This window comes from Microvirga sp. BF8 (assembly GCF_059888585.1).
In genome coordinates, this window is record NZ_CM187619.1 from 349,789 (window position 1) to 372,058 (window position 22,270).

Consider the following 22,270-nt stretch of genomic DNA (forward strand, 5'->3'; position numbering starts at 1 on the left):
AGATGGATGTCAGCAGCGTAATGATGGCGAACGCGAGCAATACGGCACAGCGAACCGCCTCGTCCAATGCATCGGCCGCAAGTCTGAATTACAATACCTTTCTCAAGCTCCTGCTTGAGCAGATGCGCAATCAGGACCCAACTGCGCCGATGAAGTCGACTGACTATATGGCGCAGTTGGCGACTTTTTCGCAGGTGGAGCAGAGCATGATCGGCAATAACAAGCTCGATGCTCTGTTGTCCTCTTCGACCCTGTCCCAGGCAGACAGCGTGATCGGTCGTACGGTGACCTCTGCTGATGGTACAATTTCTGGAGAGGTTTCCTCTGTTCGCATTACGAATGACGGAGCCGTTGCCAAGCTTTCGGACGGAAAAGAACTACTTATCGGTCCAGGCATTGTGATCAGCTGAAATGAACGAGGTTGATGCACTCGAGCTCGTTCGCTCAGCAATCTGGACGATTATCATCGGCGCTGGCCCAGCTGTTGCGGCGGCAATGGTCGTGGGCATCGCGATCGCCCTTGTTCAGGCGCTGACCCAGATCCAGGAAGTGACGCTCACCTTTATTCCCAAGATTATCGCCATTCTCTTGGTGACATTGCTTACCGGGTCCTTCATCGGCTCTCAAATCTTTGCCTTTACCGAACAGGTCTATGCGCGAATAGAGACTGGTTTCTGAAACGCACTTCCGTGACATTGGGGCGCTGGTGAGCCTTAGAAGGCACGCTCGCGCAAGCTTCGTGCCCGAGTTCTATCGTCTGGGAAACCGAAGATGGATTCGAGCCGAATGGCAGGCAGCGACGTTGCAGTCCTAGAGCGCGCTAAAAGCAGAGATATAGTGTTCGCGGGTGGCATCGTTGCTATCCTGGCGATTCTATTTCTTCCGATCCCGGCCGTTATTATCGATATGGGCCTGGCTCTCTCGATTGCGCTTTCAGTTCTGATTCTGATGGTCGCGCTCTGGATTCAGAAGCCTCTCGAGTTTTCCGCCTTTCCGACAGTTCTCCTGATTGTAACTTTGTTGCGGCTGTCGTTGGGTATCGCAACGACACGCCTGATTCTCGCGAAAGGGCATGAGGGCGTATCGGCTGCCGGCCATGTCATCTATGGATTCTCCCAGTTCGTGATGAGCGGCGACTTTGTCATTGGTATCGTCGTCTTTATCATTCTTATCACGGTCAATTTCCTGGTCATTACGAAGGGCGCAACTCGTATCGCCGAGGTAGGGGCACGCTTCACGCTCGATGCCATTCCCGGAAAGCAAATGGCCATCGACGCAGATCTGTCCGCGGGATTGATCGATGACAAGGAGGCACAGCATCGCCGTCGAGAACTAGAAGAGGAGAGCGCGTTCTTCGGCTCCATGGACGGAGCATCAAAGTTCGTTCGCGGTGAAGCGGTTGCGAGTCTCATCACAATTGCCGTGAATATCTTCGGCGGCATTATTATTGGCGTCACTCGCCATGGCATGGACCTATCCCATGCCGCCGATGTCTTCACGAAGCTCTCGGTCGGTGACGGTCTTGTTGCACAAATCCCTGCATTGGTTGTATCGCTGGCCGCCGGCCTGCTCGTCTCTAAAGGCGGAACGCGCGGTACAGCTGAGCAAGCGGTCATGGGGCAGCTTGGAGCTTATCCCAGGGCGTTATTCGTTGCGGCGGCACTCATGTTCGTGTTCGCCCTCGTCCCTGGTCTTCCGCTGATCCCCTTTATGGCATTGGGTGCGCTCATGGCGTTCATTGCCTATACGATTCCCAAGCGTTTGGCTGAGCAGCGTGCGGCGGAGAAGGCCAAGGTCGTGGCCGCGGAGGAACAGACCCGGACCGAAACAAAGGATTCCGTCAAGGAGTCTCTGAAGACAGCGGAAATCGAGCTGTGCCTCGGCAAGCATCTCGCTGTCCAGCTCTTGAGCTCGCACAGCGAACTCGCTCACCGCGTCAGCAAAATGCGTCGCAAATTCGCACAGCAATATGGCTTCGTCGTTCCGGATATCAAGCTCTCGGACAGCCTATCGATTCCACCGAAGAGCTACCAAGTGAAGATTCACGGAACAGTAGTTGCCACGCAGGAAACGCGCCCTGGCGAGCTTCTTGTCGTTATAGGCGACGGCCCTATGCCGGACGTGCCTGGAGATGAAATACGAGAGCCCGCATTCGGAATGAAGGCCATGTGGATCTCGGACTCCTATGCTAGCGAGGTCAAACGCGAAGGATTCAGTCCCGTGGACAGCAACTCCGTGCTGCTGACCCACCTGAGTGAGGTTATTCGAAATAATCTTCCGCAGCTTCTGTCGTACAAGGACATGCGCGCTCTTCTCGACCGGCTCGATCCTGAATACAAGCGTCTGATCGATGACATTTGTCCGTCACAGATTTCCTATTCCGGTCTTCAGGCTGTCCTCAAGTTGCTTCTGGCGGAGCGGGTGTCGATCCGGAACCTTCACCTCATACTTGAAGCAATTGCCGAAATTGCACCTCATGCCCGCCGTTCGGAGCAAGTCGTCGAGCATGTCAGGATGCGGATTTCGCAACAGATCTGCGGTGACCTGGCGGATGGCGGCGCTTTGAATGTGCTGCGCCTTGGAAATCGATGGGATCTGGCGTTTCATCAGAGCTTGAAAAGAGATGCAAAGGGGGACGTCATTGAATTCGACATTGACCCACGCCTCGTTGAACAGTTCGGAACCGAAGCATCCGAGGCCATCAAGAAGCGGATGAAGGAGGCACATACCTTCGCTCTTGTCACAGCTCCCGATGCCAGACCTTATGTTCGCATGATCATCGAACGCCTGTTCTCAACCCTCCCTGTATTGTCGCATCTGGAAATTGCTCGGGGAGTCGAAATCAAGTCGCTTGGAACGATTTCGTGACTGGGGTCACGCCGGAGACCTTTCTGGCCGTCTTTCTGATTTTCTGCCGGGTCGGCGGATGTCTCCTCGCCGTTCCGGGCTTTTCGAGTGCACGTGTTCCTCCGCAGGTTCGTCTTTTTATCGCCCTCGCCGTGAGTCTTGCGGTTTCCCCCCTCTTGCTTGAACGATTTCAAGAAAATCTCAGGGGGTTGCCGCCGGTCACCACGCTGTGGTGGATTTTCTCGGAGAGCCTGACGGGACTTTTGATCGGTCTTCTCGGCCGCATCTTCTTTATGGCACTGCAGACCTTGACTACGGCGATCGCAATGGGAATTGGTTTCGGTAGCATTCCTGGTACGGCGATCGATGATAGCGAGTCGGCTCCCGCGATCGGATCCTTGATCATGATGGTGGCCACGGCTCTCGTGTTTATGTCAGACCTCCATTGGGAGCTCTTTCGAGGGTTAATCGCCTCCTATTCCCGATTGCCGCCAGGAGAATCGTTCGGGGCGCAACTCGCTCTTATCCAGATCACAGACCAAGTTTCTGCAGCATTCTTGCTGGCGCTTCGAATTAGCAGCCCTTTCATCGTCTACTCTGTGATCGTCAATCTTGCAGTCGGTATCACCAACAAGCTCACACCCACAATTCCCGTCTACTTCCTGGCGACACCATTTGTTCTGCTAGGAGGAATGTTGATGTTTTATTTTCTCTTCAAGGAATTCATGCTCTTGTTCATGGCAGAATTCGTATCCTGGCTTACACGAGGATAGCCATTCATGGAAAGGCGCCTTCAAAAGACGAGACGTCTTCTGAAATTGCAGGAGCAACTTCACGACATCGACAAGTGGAAGCTCGCAGAACTTCAGCAGAAGGCGGTTGCCTTGCAGGAGGAGCAATCAGCTCTCATTATGATCTTGAACGACGACGAGACGCTTCACGGTCTATTTGTAGAAGCGAGGGCCAAACGGCTTCAGGCCCTTGCCGCGGAAGAGATGCAGGTTAAGCAAGCACAGGAACAGCAGACAAAGGTCGCCCTCGACCGAGCTCTGAAAGTCAAAAGAACGGAACGGATTGTTGACAAGCTGACTGTGGAACATCACCGCCACGTCGAGAAAAAGGACTATTTAGGCCTTCTCGATAGTTTGGCCGCGAAGGTCGACGCAAGCCTCCCGTAAGCTAGCACGCCTATACGGAGCGTGAGAAGATTTGTGAGAGGCGTTCATGGGGATCAGCCCTCCCTCCGATATCGTACAGGACGTAGCGCGCGCTGCCGATCCCACGAAGCTACAGGCAGCCAGTCGGAAGCTCATGGAGCTTTCCACTGGCGCCGATGCAACGGATTTCGCGGACGTTCTTGGGACATTGCAGAATGCTGGTAGTCCCATGGCAAAGGATCCATATACCGTACAACTGACGTCTCGGAACCAGACAACTCTATCTGGATCAGGCAAAGCAGACTCTGCCTATCGGCAGTTCGAGGCATTCGTTCTTCAAAGTTTCATCGAGTCGATGCTGCCGAAGGACTCCGAGTCCACATTTGGCAAGGGGACCGCTGGTAGCGTCTGGAGATCCATGATGGCTGAGCAAATCGGCGCCCAGATTGCGAAGGCTGGTGGGATCGGAATTGCGTCAAAGATTCTCGCCGGCCGCTCTCAGGAGAAGAGTGGAGAGCCTCTTTCGCCACCGGATTCTCTAGACGTGATTCCGTCCAGCCAGAACAAGGCATAGCATGAGGCCCGAAGCTGCTTTTTCCGATTTAGGAGACTTACACTTGAGAAACGGACCTTTGATTGTGCTCGCCAAGTCCATTGAACGTCTTGAGGAGACTATTGAGGCGGAAACTGCGGCCCTTCTTGCAAATGTTCCGTTGGATCACCAGGAATTCAACCGCCGCAAGAACCAAAGTCTCCTTGAACTTACCCGTATGATCCGGTCCCTTCCGAAGGATATCCCGCAGCCAGAGTTGCTGGAACGCATTCAAAGTCTGAAATCCAAGCTCGATCAGAACCATGCTGTCCTTGAAATGAACCTTCGTGCTGTTCAGGAAGTCGCCGATATCATCTCGGGCGCGATCCAGAATGCCGAGTCCGACGGGACCTACTCGGCAGGCAGCTATCATATGTCCTCAGAGTAACGTGCCATGGCACGTATTCTGATCACGGGCTTCTGGATCTGCGCGATCACTCTTGTATCCTGCTACGCCGCTGTCTATTGGGGCACGGGATTGAAGATCACAAAACAGGATGAATACCTAGAGGGCCTTGAATATCGTAAGGTGCGAGCCATCAATGTACCTGTGATCGCGGAGGGCGCAGTTCAGGGCTATGTAATTGCGAACTTGGTCTTCACCGCGGATGCGAAAACCCTTCGCAACCTAACTGTACCAGTTGAAACTTTCGTGATCGATGAAACTTTCCGCCAAGTCTATTCAGACGAAAAATTGGACTTTAGAAGGCTTTCTAAATACGATGTTCCGTCCCTGCTATCGAACATCAAGCGAAAGGTCAACGAGCGGATCGGTGCGGAGATTATCAGGGACGTCCTTATCGAGAACTTCAATTTCGTCAGTAAGAGCGACATTCGTTCTTGAATGACTTGGGTGAAATTCCGTCTGACGTGACCAATCACTCAAGAGCGATGCTGGCTCAGGTGATTTTCTGATTTGCCGTAGATATAGCAGCATCAGCCATCACGGTTCTCAGTTACCTCCTGTCCTGGTAGGATACGTTCTGCGAGAACAGGGGATTTGATGGCGTCCAACAGTGCTTGATAGCTAGTTTCTTCCAAGGCCATAAGAACTCCGCCGCAGACGTCTTCTTTGCCATCGAATTTGTAACGGAGCACGTTTGAGGCCTGCAGCAGCCCTGGGTTTCGAGAGACAAACCCTTGAAATGCGGATGATTCATTCCTTCCGTTGATTACTTCAAGCCCGCGTGACTGGCCGGACAGTGCCAGCGGAATGATGCGCAGCTTCTGCTTGGTCTGAAAGCCGACTGCCAGCTGGGCGCTCGCGATTGCAACCATCGTCTCGGGTTCAAAGTGAAGAAAGCCTTCGAACTCAACTGGCCCTTTAGATGCTGTAAAGTGATCGAAGACCGCGAGCGCACCTAGGTGCTCGGGAATGACGAAAATGCGCCGATGAACGAAGTCTGGACCGTGCACGTTGCTGCAGAGCTCAAACACGTGGTTTCCCGAAACGTGCGAATGCGATTTGAGCCAGGCGACGCCTGCCGTCGGCGTTCTTCCGTTTGGAATAGCGATATTATGGGCCCGAGGAGACTTGAGATACGCGCGAGCTGCGCCGTCCTCGCTCAGTGCTGAACCGCCGGAATCGCCAATCCATCGCCGGCTCCCGCTCGTGTAAACGAACGACGTCGTGTCCCCATGACCGCTGGGTGGGATTTGCTCCGATAGTGTCGCGCAAAAATACCCCCATGGTCGGCCCTGTTGATAGTAGCGCGCTGCCAACAGGCTGGATGACGGAGCCGTAAACGCTTTGCCACCTTGGGGATATGAGAGCTCCGCCTGTATCCCTTTGTCCCGAACCCAGGCCCGGCCATATTCAGACATCAGCTTGCGGATCCAGGAAGCGTGACGAAGCCTGAAGGGCGCGTCCCCAAAGGCAGGGAGCAAGCCTCCGGGATCAGTCATGGCAATCAAACTGCGTGCGGCCTCTTTCAGGCGCGGCGCCAAGAATTGTCTGAAGGTTATGGCCTCCGGTGTGTCCTTCATTGCGTCGCTTAGTATCATTCCCAGGGATACGAGCTCGAGTCGATAGTGAAGCGATGGCTCGAAGAACTCTCCGTTCGGGCCTAGAAGTTCATCGAAGCCTTCCTGCAACTTGGAAAGAGCAAGTGATGCCCAGTAGGGCGACAGAGGAACGTGCGGGAGCATATCCGCCACCGCGAACAGGGAACTTGCTGCATGAAGGTGGAAGATCGAATGAGAGAATGTATTCTGCCCGATGGTCTCGGCTAAGGCAAAGCCGTGCCGGATGACTTCTCCGAAAAGCGTACGGACCAGTTCAGGATCAAGCTTTCGGTCCGAGCGGGTTGCTCGGCCGAGCAGGCCAAGTAGCGCTTCCGTCCGCGCGGCTGCTACGGAAGGATGAAAGGCAAGATCATCCTCGGGCTCTTCGCAGGAGCTTACGCGGGACCATGATAGTGCAAGCTCGACTGCGCGCCTGAGAGAATCAGGTGCTGCATGCTCCGCAAGGTCGAGAAGCCATGTTAGGGCTTGATAGTCCATTCGCCATGCGCGCGATTGGAAGGGATCCTCCTTCCAGGTCGGCGTGCTTGGCAAGGGCCACGCAGGAAAAGATCCGAGATACAGAGTATCGGATGGGGCCCGGTCGAGCTCCCGTCGTTGAAGTGCACGAACTCTGCCAAGGATCTCTGGAGGAGAGGCAACTGTCCGCACATCAAGCCATTGATCTACGGCCTCTGATGCATCTCCCAGGCTCGAGTCTGGTACAGCTAGGCTAAGGCGCTGAGCAATGTTCTTGATGAAGTCCCCTGTGCCAGATGAGACTTCATCCTCGATACTATCGAGAAGGAGATCATATCCGAGAGAGACCTCTAGCGGCATGGCCAATTCAATCCGCGAAACATCGCTCCACGTGCAGAAGCCCAGATCAACCGTCTTTGCTGTTGGAGGTGGGACGAGCTCGAGGGTGAAACGGCGAGCCCGTGCGTGGGTTGGAATTCCGATGAAGGCACCGACACCCGGCGCCATTGCCGTTTCGGGGTAAGGCGCCGGAAGTTCTTTTCCGTCCGCGTCGCGAAACGTTACGCGGGCAAGAACTCCGTCGGTAATGTCACCATCCGAAACAATTTGACCTCGCACAAAGAGGTTATGGCCGGGCACCAGGCCGTAGCTGAACCAACGCGGCTCGGAAGAGAGAATGGGCCAGTTGCGCCGAGCGTCGCGAGAGGCATTTCTCTCTTCCCGCGACGGAGTAAGGAGCTCGTCCGACGGCTGGATATCAGCGTCGGGCTGCACAAACTGAGCGAGTACAAGGTCCTTAACCTTGAACGGATGCGAGTTCCGCCAGCTGCGTATTGTAATCTGGATCTGCCTGGCGGGAGCTGGGACGAGAAAGTTGCAGGTCGTCCTCCGGCTGCGGTCCGAAACAGCCTCACCGGAAGTGCCGGCAGGCCCAGGAATCAGGTGGCTGTAGGCGTCGATCTGGGCCCGTGACAGACCCGGGACGAAAGCAAAGTCGATACTCGAACCGTCATCGGCTTGAAAATCAACGCCTATTGCCGCGAAATCAGGTGCACTTCCCGCGATTTCATCTGCGTGGCACTCGATCCTGCAGCTGAATTCGCACCAGACGTCCGGGGTCAAGTTCTGAAACTTCAGAACGATGCGTGACCACCGGCTCTTGGTTGCGACGACGTGCTGTCCTTCACTCGGCCCGGGCTCGGAGTCGCCTGAATGCTGAACCGAAACCGGTAAGATATGCCTTACGCGCACCATGGAAACGGGAAACTCCGAAGGCGGAACAGCAATGCAAGGGTCTAAGGAAACGAATTTCTATTCTTAGACCCCGAATGCTCGATGGGCCATCCTTTTCGGCACTTCATGAGGTTTGCAACTGAATTGCGTGAAAAACCTTACCCGGCTGGCTCGGTGGTCTGCGGTCTGCAATTCGGAGGGGACAGCCCCAATTTTGTTATTTAAGGTGAGAAAGTATATCCCATGTATCGTTTGGCCTCGATGGGATCGTATCCGAGGCGGGCGCGGAGTTTTTTGCGCAGCTTGCTGACATGGCCCTCGATGACGCTTTCCTCGACATCGTTGGAATAGATGCCGTAGATGGCATTGAAGATCTGGGTCTTGGTCAGGCGGCGGCCCTTGTTGCGGACGAGGTATTCGAGAATGTGGCGCTCGCGCCGGGGCAGGGGCAGGCTGACGCCGTCGATTTCGGGATCGCGGCCGTCGAAATAGACCTTGAGGCGCTCGGGGGTGGCGGGCAGGGCGGTGGCGTTGACGCGCCGCCAGATGGCCTGGGAGCGGGCGAGGATCTCGCGCACATGCACGGGCTTGCGCACCACGTCGTCGAACTTGGCGGTGAAGAGTTCGAGGGTCTGCTCGAGGGAGCGGATTTCGCTCAAGGCGATGATCGGGGCGCGGGAATGGCGGCGGATGGCCTCGGCGCAGGCGATGCGCTCCTGGAACTCGCCGAGCAGGAAGCCCTGGACGGCCTCGAGATCGGCGCTGGAGGCGGCTTTGAGCCAGTCCTGGAACTCGCCGGAGAACAATCCGAGCGAGGAGACGCCTTCGCGGTCGAAGCTGGCGACGTAGGCAGACGTCACCATCTGCCGTTCATCGACGACGATGTACATGATTAGCCCCCCGGCCTATGAAGTGGTAGTCGAAACGCAGGCACGTGCGATGAACATCGCGAGATGCTGGCGGCCTGTGGCCGTGCAACTACTTTTTTACTTTTACTTTTATACTATGATGAAGAGCGCGTGTGCTTTGTTGATCCGCTTCGCCCCTCCGAATCAGTAGGACTATTCATAAATGCCGGGTGCGAGTCGCTGCGTCAACGGCAAAGGCAAATCCCCAGACTCCGCCCTCATCCTTGTCCCAGGGTGTTGCTCCCTTGCCATACATCGCCACACACCAAACCAACCACCAGGTGAAAACCTAGGCGTCAGGTCATGCAGAGACCATCAGTCGCCTGCGCGGTGAAGTTGCTTGAGCGTCACGGTTTGGAAAATCACTCACATGTGCCGATGGGGAATCGCTTCTGGTTCCATGTCATGGCGGTAGGCCTGGATGTTGACTCACCTGTGCCGGGCCTGGGGAATTGTAGCGCCGTGACTTCCAACTCGTCCCACTCGGGTTGGATCGAGCAAATTCTGTATCATAGTGCCGATTATGCAATGATATTATATTTAAGAGATTGTTGTCGGTAAGGGCTTCTCGGACGCTTCGACGATGGCTTCTCCAGGCCTCCCCTTTAGAGTTAACCTGACTGCCATCTTTCCCGCGAGGCTGCGCTTAATCCAATTGCCGATTCAGGATTCGAACTCTAGGTAAGGCAGAGAGTTCTGCTTTTGCCGAGGAGTTTTGCCAGATGGTTTCCACAAGACGTTTTCTCATGGCTTCTTCTCTGGCGCGGCTTATCCGCAAGGAACGTGGCGGCACACGTGTTACTGAGGGTCATTTCCCTAACCAGGCGGATCGCAGTTCATACGTTCATATTGAGGGAGATCAGGGAAGCCTTGTCCTGATCACCAGCGGGCCCGGAGCGCCGGTGGAAGAGCGTACGTCAGTCCCTCGGTCCCATGCGGAGGCACTCCTCGACGTCACTCCCGGCAAGGTGGACTATGTCCGTACTGACTTGTCTATCGGTAGCCGCGAGATTCAGATCAGCCGCTTTGTCACTCCGGGCCCGCTCGACTTGATCGTCGTAGAGTTTGAAGACGGCGATGATGCGAAGGACTTCCGCCCGCTGCCCTGGTTCGGACCGGAAGTAACAACTGAGACTGCTTATCAGAACCGCTCAATCGCTCTTAACGGACTTCCGCCGGCGCTCGATGTGCCTCTGTCCAATGCAGCACTCAACGGCCTCCTCGATACGCTGGAGAATCGTTTCAGCTCTTCAAGACAATTTTCTTATGCGCAATCGATGCCAGGCCATACGGAGAATGCGGAGGCTCGTCGTCGTTCGGCAGGCGCACCGGATAAGTCGGCTGCTCAGTCTCAGACCAACCAGTCGTCCAAACAGCAGCCGCAATCGACAGCGAACGCGCTGGAGGCACCATCCCGAGACGAGTTGAATCTCGACATTGAGGATAGCGTTATCCGCGAATTGGCACGTTCCTTGCGGCCGCAACAGCGATAATCGGACCTGCTGCTGGCAGGGCTCTGCGACCAATCGAATGATCCGACCATTGAACTGCAGTTAAGGTCGAGGGGCTCGAACAAGGCCATTGGAAGAGCCGCTCTCAGAAACCGGCATCTAGAAAAGGTCTTTCATGAGTCGCTGGGCGGGTAGACGCTGTCAGTCAGAATGTTCGCGGACTATCGATGCCAAAATAGCAAATTCCGTCTCCGGGAACAGCATTGGCATTTGGGAAAACAATATACCCTGCGCAGGGCGCGCAGACAGACTCGCCGTTGGCTCGCCGGGCTATGATCTCACCCTGCGCGATTGCATCTCCTGTTTTCCATGATCCCTCAAGACGGTCGCCCTTTTCCTGACAGAGGATGACGTCGGTGATCTGAATGGCCTTTTGGAGCGCAACGGGCGGAGGCGGCGCGTCGATCAGGGCCAGATGGGCAAGCGCATTGATGATCGCACGATAGCCTACCCCGACGGCGGCAGGATCGTCGTGCGACCCGCATTCGAGCGTGACGCCATATCCTCCGGAGAAGCGCATGTATTCTGTCGTGCCGATACCCTCGGAGATCGCCTTGTTGGCATATCCAAACTGCGCACGTTTCCGCAGCAGGCTGCCATAGACATCGAGCCAGCCGTGAATCACGATAGACGTTCCCAACCTTGCGGCGAACTGGCCCTCCTGCTTTGCAAAATGGAAGGGCTCCACAGGCCCCGAATTGTCCAGCGGCCCGGCGAAAATGAAAGGTGTACCCTCGCCCCTGAAGGAGTGTATGTCGAGCAGAACATCGTTCTCGCGAAGCAAGGCGCAGATCCGGTTTCCGATCTTGTCTTCATAGTCCTCGGGGATGGTTTTCTCCCGCAGGTCACGATTGAGATTCCTATCGCCTTCGCGCGTCGCTTGGCGATACGCTTTCATGTTAGCAACGGGGATGAATGTAACCTCCCCACGGCGGATCGAAAGCCGCCCCGTCCGGCAATCGGCGACAGCCTTCAGGATGGCCTGCGGCCCGCACGTTTCGTTGCCGTGGATCGCTCCAATCACAATCAGCCTGGGGCCTTTTTCAAGTCCGACAAACCGTATGACCTCAAGTGGACTCTGCTCATTCTTGGCGGGAAGGCGATCTTCATCCTCATGGCCGATATCAATTAACATCCCCGGGTGGAGGCGACGGGCGAATTCGAGCATCTGATCCGCCGGAATGCCAATGCAGCCGGCCGTTGCACCCATGTCTGCTCTGGCCGCATGGATGAACAGGGCACTGCCCCGGCCATACTCGGCAACAGCGTCGTTGAAGCCGATGGGGACAATTACCTCGAACAGGGATTCATCACGGGCCCTGCTCAATCTCTCGCCAAGGCGCTCACCGCCCGAGGAGAATACAAGGCGATTATAGCTTTCTCCGTCCTCCTCCCAAATCATGGCCTCTGATAGCGGGACAAAGGGGAAAGCGATGCCTCGCGCAAAATCAGGTTGGGCGGTCGCGTCATAGAACCCATAGCGCAGGGGGAAGACGCCGATCGGCGTGCATTTATCTCCCTCACGCTTGAGGGATGCTTGGATCAACCCTCCAGATCCAACTGTACATGGGATGGTCCAATCTCCGATTGCCAGCCTGCCGAGATGCAGCGCGTCCTGGTCACGGGGAATGCGAACGCGGATCGTGGGTATGGAAGTCATGATTGGCGTCTTTCTGAAGAGAACTCTCCGACAGCGTCCCTGGCGTGAGTCAAGATCCCTGCCGACCTATCTTCATGGGGGTGAGCGTTCAGATGCGGACCTGCCAGACAGGAAGTTCGTGCGTGCGCCGGCAGCGCACAAGGTGATCGTGCCCCACTGCTTCGAGGTCCGGAACCGGCGTCACGCGGCACAGGTCCCTCGCCTCCGGGCAACGTGGATGGAAGCCACAACCGATCGGCGGGTTGAGAGGGTTTGGAATTTCGCCCGTAATTTTCTCTCCCCGACTATTCCTGAACGGATCCGGAATCGCTGCGATGAGCGCGCGGGTATAGGGGTGACGGGGGCTCGAAAAAATTGTCTGCCAATCCCCGGTCTCTACGATGCGGCCCAGATACATCACCGCGACCGTGTCGCTCATATGCTCTACTACGCCGAGATCATGGCTGATCATGATGTAGGACAGACCAAGCGTCTCTTTGAGCTCCAAGAGAAGATTGATGATCTGTGCACGGATAGAAACATCGAGCGCCGAAACCGGCTCGTCCAGGACAACGATCTTTGGCTTCAGGATGAGAGCTCGAGCAATGCCGATCCGTTGGCGCTGGCCGCCAGAAAACTCGTGCGGATACCGTACCGCGACTTCCGGCCTAAGGCCGACACGACGAAGCATATCTTCAATTCTGTCGTTGATCTCGCTTCTGGCGGTGACGCCGTGCAGCCGCAATGGGGCCTCGAGAGTCTTGTAGACGGTCTGGCGGGGATTCAGTGACGAATATGGGTCCTGGAATACCATTTGCGTCATGCGGGCGCGAGCCATGCGGCTGCTATCGCTCTTGGCAATGTCATGCCCATCGATGACAACACGACCCCGTGTGGGCGCCTGCAGTCCCAGGATCGAAAGTGCAAGCGTTGATTTGCCACAACCCGACTCGCCGACGAGACCGAGGCATTCGCCCTGCTTCAGCTCGAGATCGACGCCATCGACCGCATGGACAAACCCTTTGGGGGCTCCGAACAAGCCGCCACCAACGGGAAAATGTACGGCTAGATCCTCGATTTTGAGGATCGGATTGCCCTTTGTCTCAATCATGATGATGACACCTTACGTGTCCGCCATTCTCGAGCAATGTCGGGGCAGGATCGTCGGTTCGGCAGATATCTGTCGCGGATATGCATCGCGGGTTGAAGCGACAGCCACTTGGAAATGCCGCCACGGGTGGAACGACTCCCTCAATTTCCTGAAGACGCATGCGACCGTGCCTTGCTCTCGCTCCAAGGAGAGGTAGGGACGCAACGAGTCCTTTCGTATAAGGATGGCTGGGCGCGCGAAAGATATCTTCCGCTGCGCGCTCTTCCACGATGCGCCCGGCATACATGACACCGACCCGACGGCACATGTTGGCGATCAGTCCGAGATCATGGCTGATCATCAGCACAGCGGTCCCATTTGCTGCAGAAAGTTCGCGAATGAGGTCGAGGATCTCTGCCTGCACGGTCACATCGAGCGCCGTGGTCGGCTCGTCTGCAAGAAGAAGATCCGGACCGCAGGCCAAGGCGATCGCAATCATGACGCGCTGGCGCATGCCACCCGAGAGCTGATGCGGGTAATCCTTCACTCTACGCTCGGGTGCCGGAACCCGCACGCTCGCAAGCGCGTCGACGGCAAGCCTCTCCGCGTCCCTCCAGCTTTTTCCTTTGTGCAGGACGAACATTTCCGCGATCTGCCGACCGACAGGCGAGAGCGGGTTCAGTGCTGTCATAGGCTCCTGGAATATCATGGAGATCCGATTGCCACGCAGCCTGCGCATCTCGGAGGCCGCTAGGTTTTGGATCTCTTGGCCGTCAAACCTAATTTTCCCGCCGCCGATCATGAGCGGATCCCGCAGCAGCCCGATGAGTGCCAGCGATGTGATGCTCTTGCCGCAGCCGGATTCTCCGACGAGACCCATCGTCTCGCCCCGTTCGATGATGAAGGATACGTCCTGCACGGCGGGGAAGCGCTTGCCGCCGATGGCAAGATCGATCCTGAGGTTCTCAACCTCGAGAAGCGGCGGTCTGCTCATGCGCGCCGCGTCCGTGCCTGGGGATCCAGGATGTCGCGCAATCCGTCGCCGAGCAGGTTCAACCCGAGGACCGTCGCGAAGATAGCGAGCCCCGGGAAGATGGAAATCCACGGCGCCGTCGTGATTTGGTCGCGCGCATCCGACAGCATGCTGCCCCAACTGGGGTAGGGCGGCCGGATGCCGAGACCGAGGAATGACAACGCGGCCTCGGCCAGCACGGCGCCACCCATGCCAAGGGTGCCGATGACGATGATTGGGCCCAGCATATTCGGCAGGAGCTGCGTCAACATGATTCGGACGTCGCCGTAGCCGAGGACCTTCGCGGCCTGGACATAGCCTTGGCTCTTCAAGGAGAGTGCAGAGGCTCGTGCGAGACGGCAAGTGAACGACCAGTTCGTAAGACCGAGCGCAATCAGCAGGCTGGTGAGCCCCGGATTGAGAATGGCCATGATAGCGAGAGCGAAGATGAGAGATGGAATCGCCAGCATCATGTTCGTCAGTCCGCTGACGAAATCGTCCCACCAGCCGCCCCAGTAGCCCGCGGAGAGCCCCAGGCACACGCCGATGACGGTATTGATGAGCTGCGAGACGATGCCGACGGTGAGCGATATCCGTGCGCCGTAGAGGACACGGCTGTAGATGTCGCGCCCCTGGGCATCGGTGCCGAACCAGAATTCGCCGCCGGGCGGCTCCTCGGCATACATCAGATTCGCATCCATGACGGGGTCCGTGTGCGCCAGCCAGGGAGCGAAGATGCCAGCAATGATCACGCCGGCAAACAGCACGCCTCCGATCACGAGATTGGCTCTGAGCTTCATGTCGCTGCCTCAGGTATACTTGATGCGCGGATCGATGATCGCGCACAGCACATCGACAAGCATGTTAATGACAAGAAACAGGAAGACGATCACCAGGATCGAACCCTGAACCACAGGAATGTCGCGCAATGTCACGCTGTCGACCAGGAGAGATCCGAGGCCTGGCCATGAGAATAGCTTCTCGATGACGACGGCTTGGCCGATAACCGTGCCGAACTGGAGACCGATGGTCGTGAGGACGATGACGAGGGCGTTGCGTGTGAGATGCCAGCGGACGACCTTACTCTCGCTCATGCCCTTTGACCGCGCTGTGCGGACGAAATCGGCATTCATGATCTCAAGCACGGCAGCCCGGGTCGTGCGCGCCAACAGCGCGAGGGGAGCTACGCCGAGAGCGATGGAGGGCAGGATGAGATAACGGGGATTCCCGCCACCATAGCCGAAGCTTGGAAGCCAGCCGAGCACCAGAGCAAACAGGTACATCAGCATCAGGCCGAGCCAGAATTTCGGCACAGATAGGCCTGACACCGCGCCGACCATGGAGACCGTATCGACCCAGCTTCCCGGCTTCAGAGCGGCGATGAAGCCGAGGGGCACGCCGATGGCGATCGCAAACAGCATGGATGCAAACGCGAGTTGCGCGGTTGGCCAAAGGCGCTCAGCGATCAAGTTGCTAACTGGTTGGCGTGTCCGGAATGAGGTCCCGAGGTCGAAGGTCGCGAGGTCGGCTATATACTTACCGAACCGGACATAGACCGGGTCGTCCAGCCCGAACTCTTTGTTCATGCGCGCCATGACCTCGACATCCAGTACGCTGCGTCCATCATCGCTCATGCTTGATGCGAAAGTTCCAGGAATGACGCTGAACATCACGAAGATAAGGGCCGCCACGGCCAGGATGATCGGCAATGTCTGTAGGAGGCGCCGCACGATGAATGAAAGCATTCAAAACTCCACCTGACGCCCTTGGCGAAGCGCAAGAGCGTCAGGATCTGCAGTTCGAGTGGTGAGCACTTGCCCGATCGTGGCTTACTTAGCGGGCGACGACGCGTCGACCCACATGTCCTCGTAGTTCTGGATCGCCAACTCGGTAGAGTTCGGCTGCAAACCCTTGATCCATGGCTGGTAGGCCATCACAGCCTTGTTGTAGTTGAACCACCACATCGGGACCTCCTCGCGGAGGATCGCATTCGCCTTCTTCAGGTTCTCAAGCTTCTTGGCCTGATCATCAGTTGCAGCGGCCTCGTCCAGAAGTTTGTCGAATTCGGGATTCTTGAACAGGGTGTAGTTGCAGGCCGATTGCGGCGTTGCTGAATGGAAGCACTTGAGCGAAGTCAGCGGATCCGGCCCCGACGTGTTCGACCAGATGAAGGCCTGATAGCTGCCGCTGCGCGCCACCTCGGACAGCACGGTTCCTTCGACCGGCTTGATTTTGACCTTGATCCCGACCTTCTCGAGCATGGGGATCACGGCCTCGACAATCGGGATACCCCAGCTCTCGTTGGAGGTCGCTGTCCATTCGAACTCGAAGCCGTTCGGATAGCCAGCTTCGGTAAGGAGCTTCTTTGCCTTGTCCGGATCGTACGGATAGGGCTTCATATCCTTGTCGTAGGCAGGCGACGAGATCGGCAGCCAGCTGGTCGCGCGATAGGCCTTGTCCTTCACCAGTTTCTTGATGATGAGATCTGCGTCGATGGCATAGTTGATCGCCTGACGCACGCGCTTGTCAGAGAAGGGCTTGAAGCTCGGGTTCATGCCCATGACGCGGGTATAGACCTCGGCGACTTCGAGAAGTCCCTTCGACAGCTCCGGATCGGCCTTGTAGGCGACGTACTGTGCCGGGCCGAGAATGGATGCATCGATCTCCTTGTTGCGGAAGGCGACGTCACGTGCGGAGGCCTCGCCCATGATGGAGATCGTGACCCGGTCGGCATGAGGTTTGCCCGGCTTGTAAAACTTTTCCCAACGCTCCGCGACGAGACGGGATCCGGGAACATATTCGACGAACTTATAGGGCCCCAGTCCAATAGGCTTCGTCGCAAAACTGTCTTTCGTGGCCTCGTCCGCAGGATAGATCGAGGTCATCGCCTGATTGAAGCTGAATCCGGGGTCAGCCTTCTCGGTCAGAGTCATCTCGATCGTGTGGTCGTCGATCTTCTTCAGGCCGGAAATTTCCTTCGCCTGGCCCTTTTCGACCTCTATGGCGCCCTTGATGAGGCGCACGTAGCGCGCGCCTGGATAGGCCTTCGCGCCGTCCATCAGACGCGTGTAGGTCCAGATGACATCGTCGGCCGTCATTTTTCGGCCATTGTGGAAGTAGGCATCGTCGCGCAGCTTGAACGTGTGCACAAGGCCATCGCCGGAAACCGTGACCTCCTTCGCCAGCTCGAGAACCGGCTTGTTCGCATTCGCGTCCCAGTTATAGAGCGAGCGGTGGATAGCCTTGGCCCAGATCTCGTCTTGTGCGCGGTTGGACGTGTGGATGTCGAGGTTCGCGAAGCTCGATCCATAGGGGGCCGTAAAGCGAATTGTGCCGCCGTTGCGCGGGGTCTGCGCCTCGGCGACGCCGCCCATGAAGAGGGCAATCGCTGTCGTAATGACGAGTTTCTTAAGCACGGTGATCCTCCAAAGCTATGGTCATCGTGCGCAGGCCGGCCATAGCGCGGCCTCGCACGTCTCAAGCACTCGCTCAACGAGTGCTGTCGGCTGTCCAGGCGTGTCCCTCTTTGTTTTTTAAGTAACGCCAAGACGATCGTGAACGATCGAACCTCCTCGAATGGTAAGATCGCAATGAGTGTTGTCAAGAATATCCTCGGGGCTTGCCGTCAGCAGGTTGCGGGAGAAGACCGCAATGTCCGCAACTTGCCCTGGGATCAGACGCCCCTTGATCTGCTCCAATTTCTGTGAGAAGGCGCCGAACTCCGTATAAGCCTGGAGCGCCTCCTCGATGGATACGGTCTCACGCGCATCCATGACGGTTCCCTTCCAGGTCTTGCGCGTCAGCATGGCATAGAAATTGGGGAAGGGACTGGGTTCGCAAACCGGTGCATCACTTCCTGTTGCCGGCTTGAGCCCGAGATCCATCCAGGTTCTGAAGGGATAGCTCCCAAGCCCGCGTTCTTCGCCAAGCACCGATATGTAGGCGTCGCCGAAGTCGTAAATGAAAACCTGTTGCGGGCAGGGATAGATTCCAGCCGCGACCATGCGCCTGTGCTGCTCCGGCGTCGAAAAGCCGGAATGCTCGATCCTGTGGCGCCGATCCGGATCCGGATGAGCGGCGAGTGCTCGCTCATAAGCCGTGATGAGCTGCTCGATCGCGGCGTCGCCGATAGCATGACAGGCCAGTTGATAGCCCTTGGCATGCGCATCCATGACAAGATCGTTCACCATGTCGTCCGGCATCATCCGAACGCCGGTGGTCTGGTCTTCACCAAGATAAGGCTTTGACATCCAGGCTGTCCGCCCGCCGGCGGAACCGTCGAGGAACAGTTTGACGGCGCCGATCATGAGCATGTCGTCGCCGGTACCGGTAATAAGGCCCGCCTCAAAGCATTGAGGAACAAGCGAGCGGTCCGGATCGCCGAGCAGAGTAAGCCATGTCCGCACAGGCAGGCGTGCTTCTCGCTTGGCGCGGTGATAGGCCGAGATTTCGCCAAATCCACCGCGCTGTCCCACGGCGGCATCCATGCAGCTCGTGATGCCATAGGACAGCAGATGACGGCCACCGCGCTCGATGGCGGCAACAAGCTGATCTTCACTGGAAGGCGGAATGACAGCCCATACGGGCGCCCGCGCATTCTCTGCAAGAAGACCTGTCAGGCGTCCTCCCTGCTGCTCGATAAGGCCGCCCGGGGGCGTCTTGGAGAACTCGTTGATCCCTGCGAGTTTCAGAGCCATGGAGTTGCAGATTGAGATATGTCCGCATGTCCGTACCAGCATTACCGGATTGTCCGGAGCAGCCTGATCCAACTCGGTGCGATGCGGGTGGCGTTGGACGTCGAGTTTGGTCTGATCGTAACCGCGCGCAAGGATCCAGTCCCCCGGGCGGGATTGCGCAGCGCGCCTCTGAATGCTTGCGAGAAGTCCGTCGAGGGTCGGTACGGTCGTGGGCTTTGCATCGACCCAGTCCATCATGAGGCCCAGCGACACAAGATGCAGGTGGGAATCGTTGAGGCCGGGCGTTGCAAGGCGTCCATGGAGGTCGACGACGCGTGTGGATGGGCCGATTAGAGTGGATATGCCGGCATCGCTCCCCGTTGCCAGGATGCGTCCCTGCCAGACTGCAACGGCTTCGACGACACCCTCCTTTCGCCCGCACCAGACCGGGCCATTCCGAAGCACGAGGTCAGCCTGCACCTGCACAATCTTTTCTCCATTCCTGCACCGACCTCGGTCGAGGCGGTTCCATATTCCTAGAGGTAGTCCGTTCCGGCAAGCTCACATCGCGTCGAGGGGCCAGATCGGCCGGCGAACCTTCTTATAGGGCCGCTCTTTGAAGTTGCGTGTCGAGAGGGCGCCAGTATCAACCTCGAGCACATCCCGCGCGATAGGCTCGAAGGCCGCGCGAAAATGTTGCATCGACTTTACGATCAGGGTTGATTTCCGCGTCGGATCCACACCGAGAGACGTGAACTGCCCAAGGTCGGTGGCTTGCCCGTTGTTGGTGATCACGATGATCTCGACGCCACCGACACGGAACAGGAGGCTCAGGCCATAGTTCCGCCGGGCGCCGCCGCCCATGGGGCCGTAGGCAATGAAACTGCCATCGGTGATCGCTGCCACGTGGCCGGTCAGTTCAAGTGGACCTCCGCCCATGCTGGGGTCCGTCTTGCCGCCAAGCCGGAGAGTGACCTGGTTGCCGACGCCAGCGGCCTGCGCCTGCCGGACCGCTTCCGGGTCGCAAATCGCATGAAATCCAACGTTCTGAAGATCCGCATCGATGACTGCCTTCAAGAGCGTTGTCGCATCTCCATAGGCGCCCGAACCTGGATTATCGGAATAGTCGGCAATGATGAGCGGCTTGGATTGACCCGTTCCGGCTTTTGCCTTGGCGATCGCCTCGTCAAGAGGCGTGAAATGGATCGATGAGAACGTACGCTGTTCCCATGCATAGTCCATAAGCTCCTCGGCAATGACCTGCGCGGAAGTCCGATCGTTCCCAGTTACGGCGATGGAAGGGCCGATATCGTGCACATCGGCGGAAGAGAACCCGGCCTGCACGCTCACGACAATGGCTTTCCCCGAAGTCTCGATCGCATCACCACGGCGTAGCAGTTCCTTCATGGGCGGTGATGTCGTCCTGCCACCATCAAGCGCATAGAGAATCGGCCGCCGTGCCACTGCTACCTTCGGCGAAATTTCGCCTTGAAGGGCCCGCTGAAGGATTTCGGCGCCCTGCCATGTCCGTTCGTACTGATCGATATGCGGGTAGGTCCGATAAGAGATCAGGGCATTGGCGTTGTCTGCCATTGCCTGCGTGACGGTCGCATGCAGATCGAGAATGACGACGATGGGAATTTCGGAGCCCAGACGGGCACGGAGGCGAGCGAGCAACTCGCCTTCGCCGTCATCGTAATCCTCAGTGGACATGGAGCCGTGGAGATGCAGCAGCACCCCGTCAATCTGTTCGCAAGCATACAGAATCCGGTTTGTCATTGCCTCGAAACATGCGTTCGTGACACGACCGGACGGGTTTGCGGAGGCCGCGAGAGGATGCACGATGTCCCAGCCGAACTGCTCGGCAGCCTCGAAGGCCGCGCCGATGGATGTATGCGTGCCCCGAAAGGCGTCAGGGATCTCGTTGTCGAGGTAGAAGCTCGATTTCCGGAACGCGTTCTCGTCTGTCGGCTGGACGCTGAACGTATTTGTCTCGTGCATGAACTCCGCGACGAGCACACGGCTTCCCATCTCACCCATCCTCTTCGATGCATCCCACGATGTGGGACATTCCCTTTTGTTTCTTTACAACGGTGTTTTTTGAAACCGCTTTTAAGGATGGTGACAAAGGCGAAAGGATTTTCCAAATATCATTCTTGGGCGAATTCATTCATTTTTGATATGATTTGGTGGGCTTGTGACAATATCGCTCCGTCACCTTGAAATCTTTCACGCGGTCATGTCTGCGGGTGGGGTAACGCAGGCGGCGGCCCTTCTGCGCACCTCGCAGCCCACCGTCAGTCGCGAGTTGAAGGACCTCGAGCGTCTGCTCCGCTTTCCCCTCTTTATGCGCAAGGGACGGCATCTACTTCCGACTGAGGCGGCATTGTCTCTTCATGCCGAGGTCCGCCGGTCGTTCGTCGGTCTGGAGGAGATTACCCGCGCTGCCGAGGCAATCCGGGCCAATGCCTCCGCTCACATCAGCGTCGCCTGCCTCCCGGCCTACAGCACAACCTTGCTTCCCGCGGTGTGCAGGGATTTTCTCCGTATAAACCCCTCTATCCGCCTTAGTATCCATTCCTTCGAGCAGGCGGTGGTCGCCAATGGATTGTCCACGCGCCACTATGACCTTGGTATCGTTGAGGTCGATCCGAGGCTGGAAGGGTTGAAGGCGCACATAATCGATATTGGAGAGGAAATGTGCGTCATTCCCAAAGGGCATCCTTTGGCAGAGAAGAAAATCCTTAAGCCTAGCGACTTCGAGGGGCTCGATTTTATCTATTTCTCGGCCGAGGATGCCTATCGACGCAACATTGATACGATTTTTCAGGAACATGGCGTCCGGAGACGGCTGCGAGTCGAGGCAACGACAGCGACATCGGTGTGCGCTCTCGTAGCCCAGGGCCTTGGGGTCTCTATCATCAACCCCATCAGCGCCCTGCATTGCCGGGGCCAGAATATTGAACTGCGCCGGTTTTCAGTTCCGATCCGCTATCTTGTGGGCCTTTATGGCCCGACAAGTGACGAGCGTTCGGCGCTGAGCGACCAGTTCCTGCGGTTGTGCGCCGAGGCCCTCGCCCAGGTCAAAGTAGAACTCGCGCGAATGAAATGATCCGAGGGCGGC

General features: G+C 57.2%; 20 protein-coding genes. 10 read left to right on the forward strand and 10 right to left on the reverse strand.

All coding sequences use genetic code 11. From position 1 onward, the window contains the following. Positions 1 to 2: 2 nt before the first annotated feature. From flgD to AC522E_RS01640, 8 genes are all read left to right on the forward strand, one after another. Positions 3 to 410 carry a flagellar hook assembly protein FlgD gene (gene flgD / locus AC522E_RS01605; protein ID WP_500748664.1) on the forward strand — a complete coding sequence of 136 codons (408 nt, stop codon included), beginning with the start codon at positions 3 to 5 and terminating at the stop codon, positions 408 to 410. A gap of 1 nt (position 411) precedes the next feature. Beyond that, on the forward strand, positions 412 to 678 hold the full coding sequence (gene fliQ / locus AC522E_RS01610; RefSeq protein ID WP_500748665.1) for a flagellar biosynthesis protein FliQ: 267 nt from the start codon (positions 412 to 414) through the stop codon (positions 676 to 678). 108 nt (positions 679 to 786) lie between these two features. Next, positions 787 to 2,868: a flagellar biosynthesis protein FlhA gene (gene flhA / locus AC522E_RS01615; protein ID WP_500748666.1), complete on the forward strand. Its 2,082-nt coding sequence runs from the start codon at positions 787 to 789 to the stop codon at positions 2,866 to 2,868. Beyond that, the gene (fliR, locus tag AC522E_RS01620) at positions 2,865 to 3,620 is read left to right on the forward strand and encodes a flagellar biosynthesis protein FliR (protein WP_500748667.1); all 756 of its coding nucleotides are present in this window, start codon (positions 2,865 to 2,867) and stop codon (positions 3,618 to 3,620) included. Before flhA ends, fliR begins: the two co-directional genes overlap by 4 nt. 6 nt (positions 3,621 to 3,626) lie before the next feature. Next, a complete protein-coding gene (locus tag AC522E_RS01625; RefSeq protein ID WP_500748668.1) occupies positions 3,627 to 4,025 on the forward strand; it encodes a hypothetical protein in 399 nt (132 codons plus the stop codon). Between the two features lie 46 nt (positions 4,026 to 4,071). Further along, positions 4,072 to 4,578 carry a rod-binding protein gene (locus AC522E_RS01630; RefSeq protein WP_500748669.1) on the forward strand — a complete coding sequence of 169 codons (507 nt, stop codon included), beginning with the start codon at positions 4,072 to 4,074 and terminating at the stop codon, positions 4,576 to 4,578. 1 nt (position 4,579) lies between these two features. Then, positions 4,580 to 4,984 carry a flagellar protein FlgN gene (locus AC522E_RS01635; RefSeq protein ID WP_500748670.1) on the forward strand — a complete coding sequence of 135 codons (405 nt, stop codon included), beginning with the start codon at positions 4,580 to 4,582 and terminating at the stop codon, positions 4,982 to 4,984. 6 nt (positions 4,985 to 4,990) lie between these two features. Then, positions 4,991 to 5,440 carry a hypothetical protein gene (locus AC522E_RS01640; protein WP_500748671.1) on the forward strand — a complete coding sequence of 150 codons (450 nt, stop codon included), beginning with the start codon at positions 4,991 to 4,993 and terminating at the stop codon, positions 5,438 to 5,440. A 92-nt stretch (positions 5,441 to 5,532) separates the two neighbouring features. Here the strand turns inward: AC522E_RS01640 and AC522E_RS01645 are convergent, their stop codons facing one another. Beyond that, entirely contained in the window at positions 5,533 to 8,199 is a 2,667-nt protein-coding gene (locus tag AC522E_RS01645) for a heparinase II/III domain-containing protein (RefSeq protein ID WP_500748672.1), read from the reverse strand. 332 nt (positions 8,200 to 8,531) lie between these two features. After that, a complete protein-coding gene (locus AC522E_RS01650) occupies positions 8,532 to 9,200 on the reverse strand; it encodes a response regulator transcription factor (RefSeq protein WP_500748643.1) in 669 nt (222 codons plus the stop codon). Between the two features lie 740 nt (positions 9,201 to 9,940). Here AC522E_RS01650 and AC522E_RS01655 point away from each other — a divergent pair. Continuing rightward, positions 9,941 to 10,711: a hypothetical protein gene (locus tag AC522E_RS01655; protein ID WP_500748673.1), complete on the forward strand. Its 771-nt coding sequence runs from the start codon at positions 9,941 to 9,943 to the stop codon at positions 10,709 to 10,711. Between the two features lie 163 nt (positions 10,712 to 10,874). Here AC522E_RS01655 and AC522E_RS01660 read toward each other — a convergent pair whose 3' ends face one another. The 8 genes from AC522E_RS01660 to AC522E_RS01695 all read right to left on the reverse strand — a co-directional run bounded on the left by AC522E_RS01660 (position 10,875) and on the right by AC522E_RS01695 (position 21,177). Continuing rightward, on the reverse strand, positions 10,875 to 12,389 hold the full coding sequence (locus AC522E_RS01660; protein WP_500748674.1) for a L,D-transpeptidase family protein: 1,515 nt from the start codon (positions 12,387 to 12,389) through the stop codon (positions 10,875 to 10,877). A gap of 88 nt (positions 12,390 to 12,477) precedes the next feature. Beyond that, positions 12,478 to 13,479, reverse strand: a complete 1,002-nt coding sequence (locus AC522E_RS01665; RefSeq protein WP_500748675.1) for an ABC transporter ATP-binding protein — start codon at positions 13,477 to 13,479, stop codon at positions 12,478 to 12,480. Next, a complete protein-coding gene (locus AC522E_RS01670) occupies positions 13,472 to 14,452 on the reverse strand; it encodes an ABC transporter ATP-binding protein (RefSeq protein ID WP_500748676.1) in 981 nt (326 codons plus the stop codon). Before AC522E_RS01670 ends, AC522E_RS01665 begins: the two co-directional genes overlap by 8 nt. Continuing rightward, a complete protein-coding gene (locus AC522E_RS01675) occupies positions 14,449 to 15,270 on the reverse strand; it encodes an ABC transporter permease (protein ID WP_500748677.1) in 822 nt (273 codons plus the stop codon). The genes AC522E_RS01670 and AC522E_RS01675 overlap by 4 nt, the downstream gene beginning before the upstream one ends. Before the next feature lie 9 nt (positions 15,271 to 15,279). Further along, entirely contained in the window at positions 15,280 to 16,215 is a 936-nt protein-coding gene (locus AC522E_RS01680; RefSeq protein WP_500748678.1) for an ABC transporter permease, read from the reverse strand. Between the two features lie 84 nt (positions 16,216 to 16,299). Beyond that, the gene (locus AC522E_RS01685) at positions 16,300 to 17,844 is read right to left on the reverse strand and encodes an ABC transporter substrate-binding protein (protein ID WP_500750557.1); all 1,545 of its coding nucleotides are present in this window, start codon (positions 17,842 to 17,844) and stop codon (positions 16,300 to 16,302) included. 159 nt (positions 17,845 to 18,003) lie between these two features. Further along, positions 18,004 to 19,635 (reverse strand): amidohydrolase, encoded by a 1,632-nt coding sequence (locus AC522E_RS01690; protein ID WP_500750558.1) that lies wholly within the window; start codon positions 19,633 to 19,635, stop codon positions 18,004 to 18,006. Positions 19,636 to 19,707: 72 nt separating this feature from the next. Beyond that, positions 19,708 to 21,177 carry a M81 family metallopeptidase gene (locus AC522E_RS01695; RefSeq protein ID WP_500748679.1) on the reverse strand — a complete coding sequence of 490 codons (1,470 nt, stop codon included), beginning with the start codon at positions 21,175 to 21,177 and terminating at the stop codon, positions 19,708 to 19,710. A gap of 166 nt (positions 21,178 to 21,343) precedes the next feature. On the opposite strand from AC522E_RS01695, the gene AC522E_RS01700 reads away from it, so the two are divergent. After that, positions 21,344 to 22,258: a LysR family transcriptional regulator gene (locus AC522E_RS01700; protein ID WP_500748680.1), complete on the forward strand. Its 915-nt coding sequence runs from the start codon at positions 21,344 to 21,346 to the stop codon at positions 22,256 to 22,258. Positions 22,259 to 22,270 lie beyond the last annotated feature (12 nt).